Consider the following 14966-nt stretch of genomic DNA (forward strand, 5'->3'; position numbering starts at 1 on the left):
CACGCCGACGCGTGCCCGCGACCCACTGGTGGCGATAGGCTGAGGGTTGCTGTTCATCGGATGTGCGCGTCACCGAATTATCCCCGTCACTGTGCAGAGGGAGTCGTCGTGAGTGTTCCGCAGAACCATCTCGAACGCCCCGTCGCCGTCATCGGCGCGGGCACGCTGGGCAGGCGCATCGCGCTGATGTTCGCGACCAGGGGCGGCGCGGTCCGCATCGTCGACCCCAGCGCCGAGACCGGTGCGGCCGCGGTGGAGTTCGTCCACGAGCAACTGCCCGGCGTCGCGGCGGCAGTCTCCGGCGGTTCGCCGGGCACCGCCGAATACGTGCCGGACCAGGCAGCCGCCGTCCGGGGCGCGTGGCTGGTGATCGAGGCGGTGCCCGAGGTGCTGGAGCTGAAGAAGAAGATCTTCGCCCAGCTCGACACCCAAGCCGACGCCGACGCGATCGTCAGCTCCAACTCCTCCTCCTACGCCAGCCGGCTGTTCACCGGCGAGTGCGAAACCAAGGACCGGATGCTCAACACGCACTTCTACATGCCGCCGGGCTCCACGGTGCTCGATGTGATGTCGGACGGGCACACCACCACCGACGTGCTGGATTTCGTGCTCGAAACCTTTCCGGAATACGGCCTGCACCCGTTCCTGTGCCGTAAGGAGAGCACCGGTTTCATTTTCAACCGCATCTGGGCCGCCGTGAAACGCGAAGCGCTCGAGGTGGTGTACGAGGGTGTGTCGGTTCCCGAGGATGTCGACGAGATGTTCGCGTTGAACTTCGGCACCAAGGCCGGCCCGTTCCGGCTGATGGATCAGGTGGGCCTGGATGTGGTGCTCGACATCGAACAGCATTACGTCCAGGAGAATCCGAATCTGCCCCGAGGGCCGGTCGAATTGCTGCGCGAGTACGTCGACGCGGGCAAGCTCGGGGTGAAAACCGGCGAGGGCTTCTACGACGACTACCCCGAGCCGAAGCAGGGCTGAGCCGTGACCGAATTGCTGGCGCTGGACCTCGGAGCAGGAGCCATGCACGCCATTTCGCTCGACGGCAGCGCGGTGCGCACGCTGGTGCCGGAGTTGAACCGGGCACCCGACGGCATCGTCGTCGACCAGTTGCGTGGCCATATCTACTGGACCAACATGGGTGAACCCGACGAGCGACCGGAGCGAGGGGTCGAACCGAACTTCTTCCACCGCAACGGTTCCATCGAACGGGTCGACCTGGACGGCGGGAACCGCACCACCATCGTGCCGGTCGGCGCGTTCACCACCGGCAAGCAGCTCACCGCCGATTTCGAAGCGGGCCGGTTGTATTGGTGTGATCGCGAGGGAATGGCGGTGCTCACCTGCGATCTCGACGGTGGCGACCTGCGCCCGCTGGTGGTCACCGGCCGGGGCGAACTCGATGCGCGAGAGCCACGCAACTGGTGCGTCGGAATCTGTATCGACCCCGATCGCCGCCTGGTCTACTGGACCCAGAAAGGCGAGTCCAAGGCAGGTGACGGCCGAATCTTTCGCGCCCCTATAGACATACCGGCAGACGCCGACCCGGCTGCTCGCACCGATATCGAACTGCTCTGGGACAACCTGCCCGAACCGATCGACCTCGAACTGCGCGGCCACCGATTGGTGTGGACCGACCGCGGCACCGCCCCCGAGGGCAACGCGCTCTATGCGGCCGAGGTGCAGCCGGAAGTAGAAGCGCCACAGGTGATCTCGCGCGGATACCGCGAGGCCATCGGTGTCACCGGTTTCGACACCCGCTTCTATGTGAGCGAACTGGGTGGTTCGATCCGGCTGGTCGATGTCGGTGCGGGCACCGACACCGAGCTGATCCGCCTCGACAGCCCGCTCACCGGAATCACATTGGCTGATCTGTGATGTCATCTCGGTAGCGCGCTGGGTAGCCTCGGCGGGGTAACTCGTTCGAAGGGATCACTCGCGATGCAGCCGTTGGGCGCGGCCGATCCACGCCGGATCGGGGACTATCGGCTGCTTGGCGTCCTCGGTTCCGGTGGGATGGGCAAGGTCTTCCTGGGGCGCAACAGTGGCGGGCGCACGGTCGCGGTGAAGGTCATCCGGCCGGATCTGCTGGGTGACCCGGCGTTGCGGGCGCGGTTCCGCCGGGAGGTCACCGCCGCGAAGCGGGTGGGCGGGGCGTTCACCGCACCCGTGCTCGATGCCGACGTCGACGCCGAACCACCTTGGCTGGCAACGGGTTATGTGGCCGGGCTGTCGCTCTCGGATGTGGTGTCGCAGTTCGGGCTCTTCGCCGAACCGGCCCTGCTGGCCTTGGCACACGGCTTGGCGCGGGCATTGGTCGCGGTGCACGCGGTGGGGTTGGTGCACCGTGACCTGAAGCCGTCGAATGTGCTGCTCGGCCCGGACGGTCCCAAGGTGATCGACTTCGGGATTGCCCGCGCCGTCGAGGACACCGCGCTCACCACCGCGGGACGGGTCATCGGCTCACCGGGTTTCATGTGCCCGGAGCAGGTCACCGGCGAACCGATCGGCCCACCCGGGGACGTCTTCGCCCTCGGCGGCGTCTTGGTCTTCGCCGCCGCGGGCCACGGTCCCTTCGGTACCGCCGACATCGTGCAACTGCTGTGGCGCGTCGTCTACGGGCAACCCCGGCTGGAAGCGTTGCCCCCGCTCCTGCGCCCGCTCGTCGAATCCTGCCTGGCCAAGGACCCCGCCGCCCGCCCAACGCCCGAACAGGTGCTGGCCGAACTCGCCCGGCTCGGCCCACTCGAGCACACCAACTGGCTCCCGCACCCGGTCCTCCAGGAAGTGAGCCTGCGCGCGGTCCGGCTCCTCGACCTCGACACCAGCACCAGCGACCCGCCCCCGACAGATCGGCTGGCTGCAACGGTGCCCCGCGGCGCCCCGGCCGGGTCGAGTCCGCCGCCGCCGACCGCCACCGCCGCTCCGGACGCGGCGCAACCGGGCGACCATCGGCCATCGGAGCCCGCCGGCCCGGGTGTCGACGGACGCGAGGATTCGGCCGGGCGGCTGCGCCCCACCGCTGTGAACAGTTCGGAACCGGCGGATCGACCGGGACCGAGGGAATCCGATCCCGGTGCGGAATCACGTCGAACCGACGAAGGCGAGGCCCTCACCCGACCGAGCCGATTCGTCTCCTCCCCCGCGCGGCCCGTCGACGGAGTTGCCTGCGCGCCGCCGGCTTCCTCCGATACGCCCGCACGTTCGGGGGCGAAGGGTCCGGCAAGGGGCGCTGAGTACCCCAAGGCGATTGGTGCCGGGAGGGATACTGGGCGCCCCGGTGCCACTGAATCCGCAAGGGACGCAGAGCATGACAGGGCTGGCAGTTCAGTGGGCGATGGCGATTCCGCGAGAGTCGCCGCGCCCCCGCGGGACGTCGCGCCCTCGAGAGACGCGGCGCCCCCGCGGGACGTCGCGCCCTCGAGAGATGCGGCGCCCCCGCGGGACGTCGCGCCCTCGAGAGATGCGGCGCCGCCGAGAGACGCCGCGCCGCCGAGAGACGCCGCGCACCCGCGAGCGGCCGGTCGGCCGGATGCGGCAGGACAACCGATGGACATCGTTGCCCCGAATCCGACCGGGTTCCCGAAGGTGACTCTGCCACCGAATGCGACCGGGCGTCCGCAGGCCCTCGGTGCCTCGGGCGTGATCGGGCGCCCACCGGCCGGCGTGGGGCCGGAAGCGGCTGGGCATCCGCAGGCCGGCGCACCTGCGGGTGCAACGGGGCGTCCGCAGGGCGGCGGTGCCTCGGGTGTAACCGGGCGTCCGCAGGGCGGCGGTGCCTCGGGTGTAACCGGGCGTCCGCAGAGCGGCGGTGCCTCAGGCGTGACCGCGCGTCCACCGGCCGGCGCTGCATCGAGTGCGAGCGGGCGCCCACCGGCCGGCTCTGCATCGGAGGTGACCAGGCGTCCGCATGCCCCCGCGCCGCCGGACGCCGCCGGACGACCGCAGGATGGTGCCCCTCCGAAGTCGCGCAAGGAGCCGAAGACCGTCGCGTTCTCGGAAATGGACCGGCGCGTATCCGCAACCGGGGATCCGAAAGCGACCGGAGCCCCGGAGGCCGCCGCTTCCCGGAAGTCTGCCGGGCGCTGGAAGGGCACCGGTCGCCGGAAAGCTGCCGGGCGCCGGAGCCGTCGTAGCCGGCTGGTCGGCGCGGTGGTCGTGATGGTCGCGGCGGTGGGGGTGGGTGCCTATCTGGTCAATACGCGACTGCTGAATCCACCTGGCCCGTTCGACATCCCCGGTGACCCGGTGATCTCGGTCCCCTCCGAGTTCGTCGGGACCTGGACGGGCAGCGCCACCGACCTGGCGGATTTCGACATTGTGTTGACCATCGGGCCGGGTGCGGTGGGGCATGACGTGGCGACCTTGGCCGACATCAGCGCCGCGACCCACGAACCCTGTGTGCGGACCGAGACCCTGCAGGCGGTGACCGCGGTGGCCCTGAAGTTCTGGGCCGACCGCACGATCAGCGCTGATTGTTCGACCTTGGGCACGTTGAGCACGGTCGAAATACTGGAGGACGGCAAGCTCATCTACACGGTGGGCGGGGAGTCCGGCATGGTCTACGCGTTCCTCGGCAAGGACTGACACGGCTGAAACTAGAACAAGTTGCTACGGGATAGCTCGCGGATGTTGCGCGTTCCGTGTAGTCGGACGCCCGTCCAGAACTAGTCTCGCTGTCAGCGGCACAGTGGCGCGTCATCGCGGCATCGGGCGATCACAAAAAGACAGGTGACACCGGTTCCAAAATCCTGCCATTGCGAGCTGGGTCACTATTGTGCCAGACTCTCGTCCCACACTGTGACGCCGATCGGTCTCACAATGTCCGGAAAGGGAGTCGGTTGAGCAGAACGCATGCGCGCGTATTTGCCGCCGTCTCGGCGGCTGCGCGAATATCAGTCGAAGTCGACCATCGCCAGGGCGGCGCCGGTGAGCAGATCCACCAGCTCGTCGACCGGCGGGCGCGACTCACGCAGCAACCACTCGTGTGCCACGCCGTTGACCGCGCCGGTGATCAACGCGGTGGTCAGCTCGGCATCACCACGCAGGCGCACGCCGATTCCGATCAGCGCCGCCTCGATCAGCGCCGACCAGGCGTGCCGACGGTGCCGACGATGGTCTTCCATCCGATCACTGACCCCGACCACCTCGATGAGCGCGACCTGGGCCCGGTAGGGGTCCGAACCGAGCGACTCCAGATAGGCACCGAAGCCGGTGCGCAGGGCGAGCTGCACATCGGTGGGGGTGTCGAGCGCGACCAGCGCGCTGCCCACCGCTTGCGCCGCGTCGTCCTGGATCCGGTCGTAGGCCGCGACCAGCACGTCTTCGCGGGTCTCGAACTCCTCGTAGAACTGCCGCTTGGACAGTCCAGCCGCCGCGCACACCTCGGCCAGCGAGCACGTCGCGTACCCGCGTTCCGCGAAGATTCGCGTCGCCGCTTCCAGGAATCGTTGACGACGTTCGGCTTTACGCGCGACGACCGTACGACCCCCATACCGCCTGTCCGCTGTAGTCACCTCTCCAAAGTATCTGAAACTCGGGATAACACTGATGTTTCCGGGTTGCTTCATCTCTCCACCGAACAAAGGACGGCCGACCAGTGCTGAGCACCCGAGGATCGCGGACCGCGTTGTCCGCCTTCGTACTAGCGGCGAGTGCTGTACTCGTGGCGCCCACGCCCACTATGGCAGCGCCGCAACCCGCGGCCCAGCCCAGTGTTCCCGCCATCGCGGAGAACGTACCCTCCGAGACCCTGGCAGCGCTGGCACCCACGATCGTAGGCGCCATCTCCGGACCCGGACTCGTCGCCGACGGCGGACAGGCCGCGATCCTGGCCCAGGCCCGCGTACTGCTCGCCACCCCGGGCATTCCCGCCCAGGTCAAGGCCACGCTGGAGCGGGTCATCACCTTCCTCGACGGTAGTGGCGGCGGCGGACCCGACCTGCCGCCCACCGACGGCCCGCGGATCGCCCAGTTCCTGTACCCGACCATCGGCAAGGGCTGCATCGGCCCCACCTCCGACTCGATCGGCACCGCCCTGGCCGTCCCCGGCCCGGCCGAACTGCCCCCGCCCGGACCCGCGGCGGGCCAGACCGGATTCGTGTTCACCGCGCTCGGCACCGAACCCCCCACCGCCGAACAACATCCGCCGATGACGGTGCAGTGGGTCAACCTGGACAACCGCCGCACCGGCACCCAGGAACTCACCGCCGCGGCCGGCATCAACCCCGACGGCCCGGCCACCCTGTCCGCCATCGCCGACACCGGTCCGGGCCGGGTCGCCGCGGTGATCACCGGCTCGCTCACCACGGCCACCGCCGATGGTGACCGAACCTGCTCGTTCGCCCCGACTCTCGGGTTCTTCTCCGTCGCCTGAGCCGACACACCTCGTCATTGGAGTTCGATCTATGAAGTTTGCCGTCCCCGGCCTGGTCAGCGGGCTGGCCGGCGCGGTTCTCGGGGTGATCGCCGTATTCGGCATCACCGCGGCCGCGCAACAGAATTCGATTCCGGCACCCGATACGACCGGTGACCCTGGTTCGTCGGTGCTGGGCAACGTGCAGTACGGCAGCCGATGAGCGGCGCGCGCAGGATCATCGCCTGCATCCTCGTCGGCCTCGGCGCGCTGCTACTCGCGGCCGCCGCCATGATTCCCACCTACACCGTCGACAAGGTGGCCAAGACGCCGCTGGATCTGCGGATCACCACCGTCGCCAAGAGCCAGCCCGACTCGGAAAGCCTGGTGCTGGACTCGAAGTCGCTCACCTCGCCGGAGGGCTCGGCCAAGGTCGACACGAACGTGCCGCTGATCTCGCAGCGTTTCCTCACCGTCGAGGAACCCTCCGACGCCGGCGAGATGACCGTGCAGGCCGGCCAGACCCTGATCCGCGAGGATCGCGACGCCGAGGCGGGGCTGCTCACCGCCGCGGTCGACCGGGTCACCATCGACCGCAAGACCGGTGAGCCGATCGACGCGTCGCCCAACGGTTCCGTCGCCGTGTCCGTCGACAAGTCGGGCACCTCGGTGGCCGACCCGTTGCAGCGCGCCGGACTGCAGTACCGCTTCCCGATCGGCACCGAGAAGAAGTCCTACCCGTACTTCGACCTCAACGCCCGCGCCACCCACGACATCGACTTCGTCGAGGAGGCCGAGATCAAGGGCGTGCCGGTCTACCACTTCCGCCAGACCATCCCGGTGACGAACATGTGGGACGTCGTGCCCGCCGCCACCAACAAGCTCACCCTGCCCGCCGCCAAGTGGGGCCTCGAGGGCGAGGAGCCGGTCACCATGACCCGCTTCTACACCAACACCCGCGACCTGTGGGTGGAGCCCAAGACCGGCGCGGTCCTCAAGGGCGGCGAGCAGATCCACCTGTACTACGGCCGCAGCGCCGACAAGGTGGACGTCACCGCGCTGAAGTCGAACCTGGTCTTCGATGAGGAGACCATCGACGCGCAGATGGCCGTGACCCAGGAAAGCCTCGACAAGCTGTCGCTGTTCGGCAAGACCCTGCCGATCATCCTGGGTGTGCTCGGTGCGATCGCCCTGATCGCGGGCATCGTGCTGGGCGTGCTCAGTGCCGGTGCCACTCGCGGGCGCCTCATCGATCCGCCCACCGAAAGATTCCGTACGTAGTCTCTTCGCCTGACCCACCGTCGGCCCCCGGTTGCTCAGCATCCGGGGGCCGACGGCGTTTTCGTTTCCGCTCGTGTCGTTCGCCGTGAGTGAACCGCACCGACCGGCAGGAACAAACTCCCCCACACCCATGTTGAGTCAGCAAAGCTCAACTTTGGAAGGGTCGATATGACTACAGCTCAGAACCTGCCGGTGCTGTTCCTGACCGATCCGATCGTGCTGCCGGGCATGGTCGTGCCCATCGAACTGGACGAATCCGCGCAGGCCGCCATCGACGCCGCGCAGGCCGCCAAAACGGGGTCCGTACTGGTGGCGCCGCGCCTCGACGAGGGCTACGCCTCCTACGGCGTCGTCGCCACCATCGAGCAGGTGGGCCGGATGCGCGGTGGCGCCCCCGCCGCCGTGCTCAAGGCCGAACGCCGCGCGCGCATCGGGCACGGGGTCACCGGACCCGGCGCCGCCCTGTGGGTGGAGGCCGAACCGGTGCCCGCCGCCGAACCCGACGAACGCACCAGCGAACTCGCCGCCGAATACAAGAAGCTGGTCGTAGCGGTACTGCAACGCCGCGAGGCCTGGCAGATCATCGACATCGTCAACCAGCTCGACAAGCCGGACGCCATCGCCGACACCGCCGGCTACGCCCCCTACCTGACCAACGACCAGAAGCGCGAACTGCTCGAGACCCCCGACGTCGTCGCCCGGCTCACCAAGCAGATCGAATGGATCAAGGCCCACATCGCCGAGGTCGAGGTCACCGACAAGATCTCCGAAGAAGTGCGCGACGGCATGGAGAAGAGCCAGCGCGAATTCCTGCTGCGCCAGCAACTCAACGCCATCCGCAAGGAACTCGGCGAGGACGAACCCGACGGTGCCGACGACTACCGCACCCGCGTCGAGAACGCCGACCTGCCCGAAAACGTGCGCGCCGAAGCGCTGCGCGAGGTGGGCCGACTCGAACGCGCCAGTGACCAGAGCCCGGAATCGGGCTGGATCCGCACCTGGCTCGACACCGTGCTGGAACTGCCGTGGACGGTGAAAACCGAAGACACCACCGATGTCTCGGGCGCGCGAAACATTCTCGACGCCGACCACCACGGACTCGACGAGGTGAAGGACCGGATGGTCGAGTACCTGGCGGTGCGGGCGCGCCGGGCCACGCGTGGCCTCGAGATCGTGGGCGGTCGCGGTTCGGGCGCGGTGCTCGTGCTGGTCGGCCCGCCCGGTGTCGGTAAGACCTCGCTGGGCGAATCGGTCGCGAAAGCACTGGGCCGCAAGTTCGTTCGCGTCGCACTCGGTGGTGTGCGCGACGAAGCCGAGATCCGTGGTCACCGCCGCACCTACGTCGGCGCGCTGCCCGGTCGGATCGTGCGCGCGGTGAAGGAAGCGGGATCGATGAATCCCGTCGTGCTGCTGGACGAGATCGACAAGGTGGGCGCCGACTTCCGCGGTGACCCCGCCGCGGCCCTGCTCGAGGTCCTCGACCCCGCCCAGAACCACACCTTCCGCGACCACTACCTGGACCTGGACCTGGACCTGTCCGACGTGTTGTTCATCGCGACCGCCAACGTCATGGACACCATCCCCGGCCCCCTGCTGGACCGGATGGAACTCATCACGGTCGACGGCTACACCGAAGCCGACAAGGTGGCCATCGCCCGCGACTTCCTGGTCCCCCGCCAGCTGGAACGCAACGCGCTGACCGCCGACGAGGTGACGGTCACCGACGCCGCGCTGCGCGAGATCGCGGCGAACTACACCCGTGAGGCGGGTGTGCGCCAGATGGAACGGTTGGTGGCAAAGGCATTGCGCAAGGCGGCGACACGCCTGGTGACAGGTGACACGGTGCCGGGCGCTGTCGCCGCGGTCGGCAACGACGCGGTGCCCAGCGGTGACCGGTTGCCCAGCGGTGACGCGGTGCCCAGTAGTGACGCGGTGTCCAACGGTGACGCGGTGCCCAGTAGTGCCGCGGTGTCCAACGGTGACGCGGTCAACGGCGGTGATGCGGTGACCCGTGGTGATGGCCGACTCGGCTACGACCCGGAGCTCGGGTACGACAACGTCATCGACATCGGGTCCGGTGCGCGGCCGATCGACCAGGCGCCGAGCCTCACCGTCGACATCGACAACCTCACCGACTACCTGGGCCGTCCCCGTTTCACCCCGGATTCGGTGGAACGCACCGCGGTCCCGGGTGTGGCGACGGGTCTGGCGGTCACCGGTGCCGGGGGCGATGTGCTCTACATCGAGGCCAACGCCGCCGAGGGCGAACGTTCGCTCACCCTCACCGGTCAGCTGGGTGAGGTCATGAAGGAGTCCGCGCAGATCGCGCTCACCTACGTGCGTTCGCACTTGGCGGAGATCGGGATCGAGCCGAAGGTCCTGGACCGCAACATCCACATCCACTTCCCCGCGGGCGCTGTGCCCAAGGACGGTCCGTCAGCGGGCGTCACCATGGTCACCGCCCTGGTGTCGCTGGCGCTGGACCGGCAGGTCCGCGGTGATGTGGGCATGACCGGCGAGGTCACCCTCAACGGCCGGGTCCTGCCGATCGGCGGGGTGAAGCAGAAGCTGCTCGCCGCCCAGCGGGCCGGACTGAAGACCGTCTTCATCCCCGCCCGCAACGAACCGGACCTCGACGAGGTCCCGGCCGAGGTGCTGGCCGCCCTGGATGTGCGACCCGTGGCCGACGTGGCCGACATCCTGGCCTACGCCATCGAACCGATCGCCGAGCCCGCCGCCGACAGCAAGACCTTCGCCGTCAGCGCCTGACAGTCGCGACAACGGGCCGTGCACAGTCACCTGTGCACGGCCCGTTTCGCCGTTCCCGGACCATTTCAACTCGGGGCCCTGGCTCACGCGGTCGGCGGCGCGGTGCGGTCACCGAGGCGCTCGGGCGTGGAGGTGCGGGTCTGGCCGGACCATTTCAGGTCGGGCACCGGGCTCACGCGTCGGCGGCACGATGGGTCACCGAGGCGCTCGGGCGTGGAGGTGCCGATCTGGCCGGACCATTTCAGGTCGGGCACCGGGCTCACGCGTCGGCGGCACGATGGGTCATCGAGACGCTCGGGCGTGGAGGTGCGGGTCTGGCCGGACCATTTCAGGTCGGGCACCGGGCTCACGCGTCGGCGGCACGATGGGTCACCGGGACGCTCGGGCGTGGAGGTGCCGGTCTGGCCGGAAATCTTCAGCTCGGGGCACCCGCTCACGCGTCGGCGACTCGGTGCGGTCATCGAGACCATCCGGCGCGAAGGTGCCGATATGGTCGGTCAGGATCTGCGGTGAGTTCTACCGGCTCACGGTCGGCGGGAGGTCGGCGGCGGTGACGATGGTCAGCTGGTCGGTGTCGTAGTCGTCCTGGTCGTCATCGCGCCCGTCGTCGAGCTCGTCGTCCTCGTCGAACTCGCTGTCGTCGTCGAATTCGGCGTCCTCGTCGGTTTCGGCCGAGGGGGCGAGGTCCTTTTCGACGCGGCGGGTGGTGCCCTGCGCGACGGCGCACAGGACCGGTTCCTCGCCCTCGGTCTCGGCATAGACGTCGCAGTGGGTGACCGCCTGGCGGCGGGTGGCGCCGAGCACCGTGGCGTGGACGCGCAGGCGCTCGCCCTGTGCGGGCCGCAGATAGGTGATGGTGAAACCACCGGTGAGGACGTTGGGGCCCAGCACGGTGCCCGCGGCGAAGGTGAGCGCGTTGTCGGCGGCGTAGGCCAGCACGCCACCGTGCACGAAACCGAACTGCTGGCCGTGTTCGGGCTGGATCTCGATGACCAGTGTGGCGGCGCCGTCACCGAATTCGGTGAGCTCGGTACCGACCAGACGGGCGAACGGTTGCGCGGCGAGTACCTGGCTGGCCAGGTCGAGATCGAGGGTGGTGGCTTCGGTCGGCATCGGGTGTTCCGTTCTTCGAGTTGCGTGGCCCTGCAGGTGACTATTCGGTGCCATCGACCCGCAGTGTCGCCCACGCGGCGGCGGCGAGCTCGGCGGCGACATCGGTTGGCGCAGTACGGATATTGCCACCCAGCCACTGACGCGAGTATTCCTGTGCCGCCCCCAGCCACAGCGCGTAGACGAGATCGAGCTCGAGGTCGCGCACCGTGCCGTAGCCGGCGTGGGTCCGCCACCAGCGGCGAACCGCGGTGATGAACTCCTGATTGCGCTCGCTCGCCCGCACGCCGGGCGGTCGCGCGGCGGTGAGAACCGTGGCCCGGTACTGGTTTTCCTGCACCCAGCCCAGATGTGCGTGCACCCCGGCGACGACGCCCCCGCGCGCGGTGTCACTGTCGGCGACGGCGTTCCAGAAGTGCTGCTGGTAGTCGGTGAGGGCGTTCACCCAGACCTGGCGGTAGAGGTCGGCCTTGTCGGGAAAGTGGTGATAGAGCGCGCCGACGCTGGCTTCGGCGGCGGCGCGGATGTCGTTCAGGGTGGCATCGAGGACACCGTGTTCGGCGAACTGCCGCTCCGCGGCGAGCAGTAACCGATCTCGGATCTTCATGAACAGAATTTAGTTCTGTTTCCCTGTCTGCGCAAGACCTGTGCCCGATCGGCGATGCCATGCGGTAAGACGGAACTGTGCCCCAGTGGCTACTGCACGTCGATCTCGACCAGTTCCAGGCGGCGGTGGAATTCCGGCGCCGTCCCGAGCTGCGCGGACAGCCCGTCATCGTGGGCGGTGAGGGCGACCCCACGCAGCCACGCAAGGTCGTGACCTGTGCGTCCTACCCGGCCAGGGCCTACGGCGTGCGCGCGGGGATGGCGTTGAAGATGGCGCAGCGCAAGTGCCCCGACGGGGTTTTCCTACCCCTGGACATGCCCGCCTACGAGTCGGCCTCGGCGGAAATCATGGCCGCCCTCGGCCGCGTGGCGGGCCCGGTGGAGATATGGGGCATGGACGAGGCCTTCGTCGCCACCGACGGCGACCCGTGGCAGCTCGCCGCCGAGATCCGCAGCGCCGTCACCGAACTCGGTCTCACCTGCGCCGTGGGCATCGGCGACAACAAGCTCACCGCGAAACTGGCCACCGGTTTCGCCAAGTCCACCGGCAAGACCACCGCCGAACCCGCACACGACACCGGCGCCGCGACAGGAATTTTCGAACTGACCGCGGCCAACTGGACCGAGCTGATGGCCCACCGCCGCACCGACGCACTGTGGGGCGTCGGCGCCAGAATCGCCAAACGCCTCGCCGAACTCGACATCACCACCGTCGCCGACCTGATGGCCGCCGACCGTCAACGCCTGGCCGCCGAGTTCGGCCCCAACACCGGCCCCTACCTCTGGGTCCTCGGCCACGGCAAAGGTGACACCGACCTGTCCACCACCCCGCGAATACCGGTGGGCCGCAGCAAATCCGAAACCTTCCCCCACGACCTCACCGACCCCGCGGAAATCCGCCGCGAACTTGCCCGCCTGGCCACCGAAGTCGCCGAGGAAATGCTGGCCGATCACCGCACCACCACCCGAGTCTCGGTAACAGTCCGCACCAAAACCTTCTACACCCGCACCAAACAACAAAAACTCCCCACCCCCACCACCGACGTCCCCACCATCGTCACCACCGCCCTGACCCTTATCGACCGCTTCGACCAGGACCGCCCCATTCGCCTCCTAGGCGTCCGCCTGGACCTCCTCCCGCCTGACCCCGACCGCCCCTGACCCCGACCGCCCCTGACCCCGACCGCCCCTGACCCCGACCGCGCCTGACCCCGACCGGGGCCCTGACCCGGCGTGCCCCCTGGCGCCGCCCCGTGGCGCCAGCCCTGACCCGGTCCGCCTCGTGGCGTCGGCCCTGACCCGGTCCGCCTCGTGGCGTCGGCCCTGACCCGGTCCGCCTCGTGGCGTCGGCCCTGACCCGGTCCGCCTCGTGGCGTGGGCCCTGACCCGGTCCGCCTCGTGGCGTGGGCCCTGACCCGGTCCGCCTCGTGGCGTGGGCCCTGACCCGGTCCGCCTCGTGACGTGGGCCCTGACCCCGTCCGCCCCTGACGCCCGCCCTGATGTGCGGCGACCCTGGTCTGCGACCGGCCCTGCTGCACCAGCTCCGGTCCTGACTTCCCTGACGCGCCCCGCGCCCCCGCCAACCCGTAGCTAGCCTGCCGACCGCAGCGATAACCGAGCTCCCCACGCGCCTCGCCCTCGCGCCAACCGCCCCCAAGTGTTGGACATGTGACCACCAGGCTCTGGTGGTGGGATTTCGGCGGGAATCGGTGCGTCAGGGCCTGGTGGGCACATGTCCAGGTGCGTGATTCCGTCGAGTTGGGGGCGGGGGCTCGTATGCTCGGGCGCATGGAGTTTTCTGCGATGGTTGCCCGGGAGAACGACGGTGGGATCGTGCTCGCGCGCGAGACGGTGGGGGAGGACTTTCTCGGCGCTGGGGAGGTGACGATCAAGGTTCATTATTCGAGCGCCAACTACAAGGACCTGCTCGCCGTCACTCCGCGCGGGGGTGTGGTGCGCAAGTATCCGATCGTGCCGGGCATCGACCTCACCGGTGAGGTGATCGCCTCGGGCACCGATGACTTCTCCCCCGGCGACCAGGTGATCGTGCACGGCTACGACCTCGGCGTCGCTCGCAACGGCGGCTTCGCCGAGTACTCCCGGGTCCCCGCCGAATGGGTCGTGCGCCTCGACGGTCTCGACACCCGCGACGCCGCCACCATCGGCACCGCCGGCTTCACCGCGGCCATGAGCGTGCAGGCGCTGCTGGACCGCGGCCTCACCCCCGACGACGGATCGGTGCTGGTCACCGGCGCGACCGGCGGAGTGGGCACGGTGGCCATCGACATCCTCTCCGGCCTCGGCTTCGAAGTGATCGCCTCCACCGGCAAGACCGACGCGAACGACCTGCTGGCCGAACTCGGCGCCAACGAGGTGATCGGCCGCCTCCCCCTCGACTCCGACGCCAAGCCACGTCCACTCAACAAGGCCAACTGGGCCGCCGCGGTCGACAGTGTCGGCGGCGCCTCGCTGGCCTATGTGCTCAGCGCCATCGGCTACGGCGGCGCGGTGGCCGTCAGCGGTCTCACCGGCGGTACCGAAGTGCCCGCCACCGTGCTGCCGTTCATCCTGCGCGGCGTGAGCTTGCTCGGCATCGACTCGGTCTTCCTGCCCATCGAGAAGCGCCGCGCCCTCTGGGCCGCCCTGGGTAAAGAGCTGCGGCCCCGGCACCTGTCGACGATCGAGTCCTTCGCCCCGATCACCGAGGTCGACTCGGTGCTGCAGTCGATCAAGAGCGGCTCGCACTCGGGGCGCACCGTCATCGGTGTGGCGGGCGAGTTCTGACGGCTGCGTACCGGCGGCGTAATCGTGCCGAACGGCCGCTCGGAGTCGGTTTCTGACTCCG

General features: G+C 68.9%; 12 protein-coding genes and 1 pseudogene. 9 read left to right on the forward strand and 4 right to left on the reverse strand.

Annotation, left to right across the window (positions count from 1 at the left end; translation table 11 throughout):
- Nucleotides 1-108 precede the first annotated feature (108 nt).
- The 3 genes from ACFO5K_RS07400 to ACFO5K_RS07410 all read left to right on the forward strand — a co-directional run bounded on the left by ACFO5K_RS07400 (nucleotide 109) and on the right by ACFO5K_RS07410 (nucleotide 4587).
- Nucleotides 109-981: a 3-hydroxyacyl-CoA dehydrogenase family protein gene (locus tag ACFO5K_RS07400; protein ID WP_378557848.1), complete on the forward strand. Its 873-nt coding sequence runs from the start codon at nucleotides 109-111 to the stop codon at nucleotides 979-981.
- A 3-nt stretch (nucleotides 982-984) separates the two neighbouring features.
- Nucleotides 985-1878, forward strand: coding sequence for a hypothetical protein (locus tag ACFO5K_RS07405; protein WP_378557851.1), 894 nt, complete (start codon nucleotides 985-987; stop codon nucleotides 1876-1878).
- A gap of 63 nt (nucleotides 1879-1941) precedes the next feature.
- Complete coding sequence (locus ACFO5K_RS07410; RefSeq protein WP_378557854.1) at nucleotides 1942-4587, forward strand: serine/threonine-protein kinase; 2646 nt, start codon at nucleotides 1942-1944, stop codon at nucleotides 4585-4587.
- Nucleotides 4588-4895: 308 nt separating this feature from the next.
- Here ACFO5K_RS07410 and ACFO5K_RS07415 read toward each other — a convergent pair whose 3' ends face one another.
- Entirely contained in the window at nucleotides 4896-5516 is a 621-nt protein-coding gene (locus ACFO5K_RS07415; RefSeq protein ID WP_378557857.1) for a TetR/AcrR family transcriptional regulator, read from the reverse strand.
- Nucleotides 5517-5599: 83 nt separating this feature from the next.
- On the opposite strand from ACFO5K_RS07415, the gene ACFO5K_RS07420 reads away from it, so the two are divergent.
- The 4 genes from ACFO5K_RS07420 to lon all read left to right on the forward strand — a co-directional run bounded on the left by ACFO5K_RS07420 (nucleotide 5600) and on the right by lon (nucleotide 10405).
- Nucleotides 5600-6376, forward strand: a complete 777-nt coding sequence (locus ACFO5K_RS07420; protein WP_449289681.1) for an Rv1157c family protein — start codon at nucleotides 5600-5602, stop codon at nucleotides 6374-6376.
- A gap of 31 nt (nucleotides 6377-6407) precedes the next feature.
- Nucleotides 6408-6578, forward strand: a complete 171-nt coding sequence (locus tag ACFO5K_RS07425; protein WP_378557863.1) for a DUF2613 domain-containing protein — start codon at nucleotides 6408-6410, stop codon at nucleotides 6576-6578.
- Nucleotides 6575-7636: a DUF3068 domain-containing protein gene (locus tag ACFO5K_RS07430; protein WP_378557866.1), complete on the forward strand. Its 1062-nt coding sequence runs from the start codon at nucleotides 6575-6577 to the stop codon at nucleotides 7634-7636. Before ACFO5K_RS07425 ends, ACFO5K_RS07430 begins: the two co-directional genes overlap by 4 nt.
- A gap of 168 nt (nucleotides 7637-7804) precedes the next feature.
- On the forward strand, nucleotides 7805-10405 hold the full coding sequence (gene lon / locus ACFO5K_RS07435; RefSeq protein WP_378557869.1) for an endopeptidase La: 2601 nt from the start codon (nucleotides 7805-7807) through the stop codon (nucleotides 10403-10405).
- An 83-nt stretch (nucleotides 10406-10488) separates the two neighbouring features.
- Here the strand turns inward: lon and ACFO5K_RS07440 are convergent, their stop codons facing one another.
- The 3 genes and pseudogenes from ACFO5K_RS07440 to ACFO5K_RS07450 all read right to left on the reverse strand — a co-directional run bounded on the left by ACFO5K_RS07440 (nucleotide 10489) and on the right by ACFO5K_RS07450 (nucleotide 12122).
- Entirely contained in the window at nucleotides 10489-10866 is a 378-nt protein-coding gene (locus ACFO5K_RS07440) for a hypothetical protein (RefSeq protein WP_378557873.1), read from the reverse strand.
- A gap of 229 nt (nucleotides 10867-11095) precedes the next feature.
- Nucleotides 11096-11518, reverse strand: a pseudogene (locus ACFO5K_RS07445) (PaaI family thioesterase); the annotation flags it as partial.
- Nucleotides 11519-11558: 40 nt separating this feature from the next.
- The gene (locus ACFO5K_RS07450; RefSeq protein WP_378557876.1) at nucleotides 11559-12122 is read right to left on the reverse strand and encodes a TetR/AcrR family transcriptional regulator; all 564 of its coding nucleotides are present in this window, start codon (nucleotides 12120-12122) and stop codon (nucleotides 11559-11561) included.
- A gap of 77 nt (nucleotides 12123-12199) precedes the next feature.
- Here ACFO5K_RS07450 and ACFO5K_RS07455 point away from each other — a divergent pair, with 77 nt between their 5' ends.
- Nucleotides 12200-13282: a DNA polymerase IV gene (locus ACFO5K_RS07455; RefSeq protein WP_378557879.1), complete on the forward strand. Its 1083-nt coding sequence runs from the start codon at nucleotides 12200-12202 to the stop codon at nucleotides 13280-13282.
- 627 nt (nucleotides 13283-13909) lie between these two features.
- Entirely contained in the window at nucleotides 13910-14905 is a 996-nt protein-coding gene (locus ACFO5K_RS07460; protein WP_378557882.1) for an acrylyl-CoA reductase family protein, read from the forward strand.
- Nucleotides 14906-14966 lie beyond the last annotated feature (61 nt).

The sequence above is a fragment of the Nocardia halotolerans genome (assembly GCF_042650145.1).
Classification (GTDB): domain Bacteria; phylum Actinomycetota; class Actinomycetes; order Mycobacteriales; family Mycobacteriaceae; genus Nocardia; species Nocardia halotolerans.

Coding starts and splice junctions, on each gene's coding strand:
- lon (WP_378557869.1), top strand. CDS start 7,805: ATGACTACAGCTCAGAACCTGCCGGTGCTGTTCCTGACCGATCCGATC.
- ACFO5K_RS07430 (WP_378557866.1), top strand. CDS start 6,575: ATGAGCGGCGCGCGCAGGATCATCGCCTGCATCCTCGTCGGCCTCGGC.
- ACFO5K_RS07450 (WP_378557876.1), bottom strand. CDS start 12,122: ATGAAGATCCGAGATCGGTTACTGCTCGCCGCGGAGCGGCAGTTCGCC.
- ACFO5K_RS07410 (WP_378557854.1), top strand. CDS start 1,942: ATGCAGCCGTTGGGCGCGGCCGATCCACGCCGGATCGGGGACTATCGG.
- ACFO5K_RS07425 (WP_378557863.1), top strand. CDS start 6,408: ATGAAGTTTGCCGTCCCCGGCCTGGTCAGCGGGCTGGCCGGCGCGGTT.
- ACFO5K_RS07440 (WP_378557873.1), bottom strand. CDS start 10,866: ATGACCGCACCGAGTCGCCGACGCGTGAGCGGGTGCCCCGAGCTGAAG.
- ACFO5K_RS07460 (WP_378557882.1), top strand. CDS start 13,910: ATGGAGTTTTCTGCGATGGTTGCCCGGGAGAACGACGGTGGGATCGTG.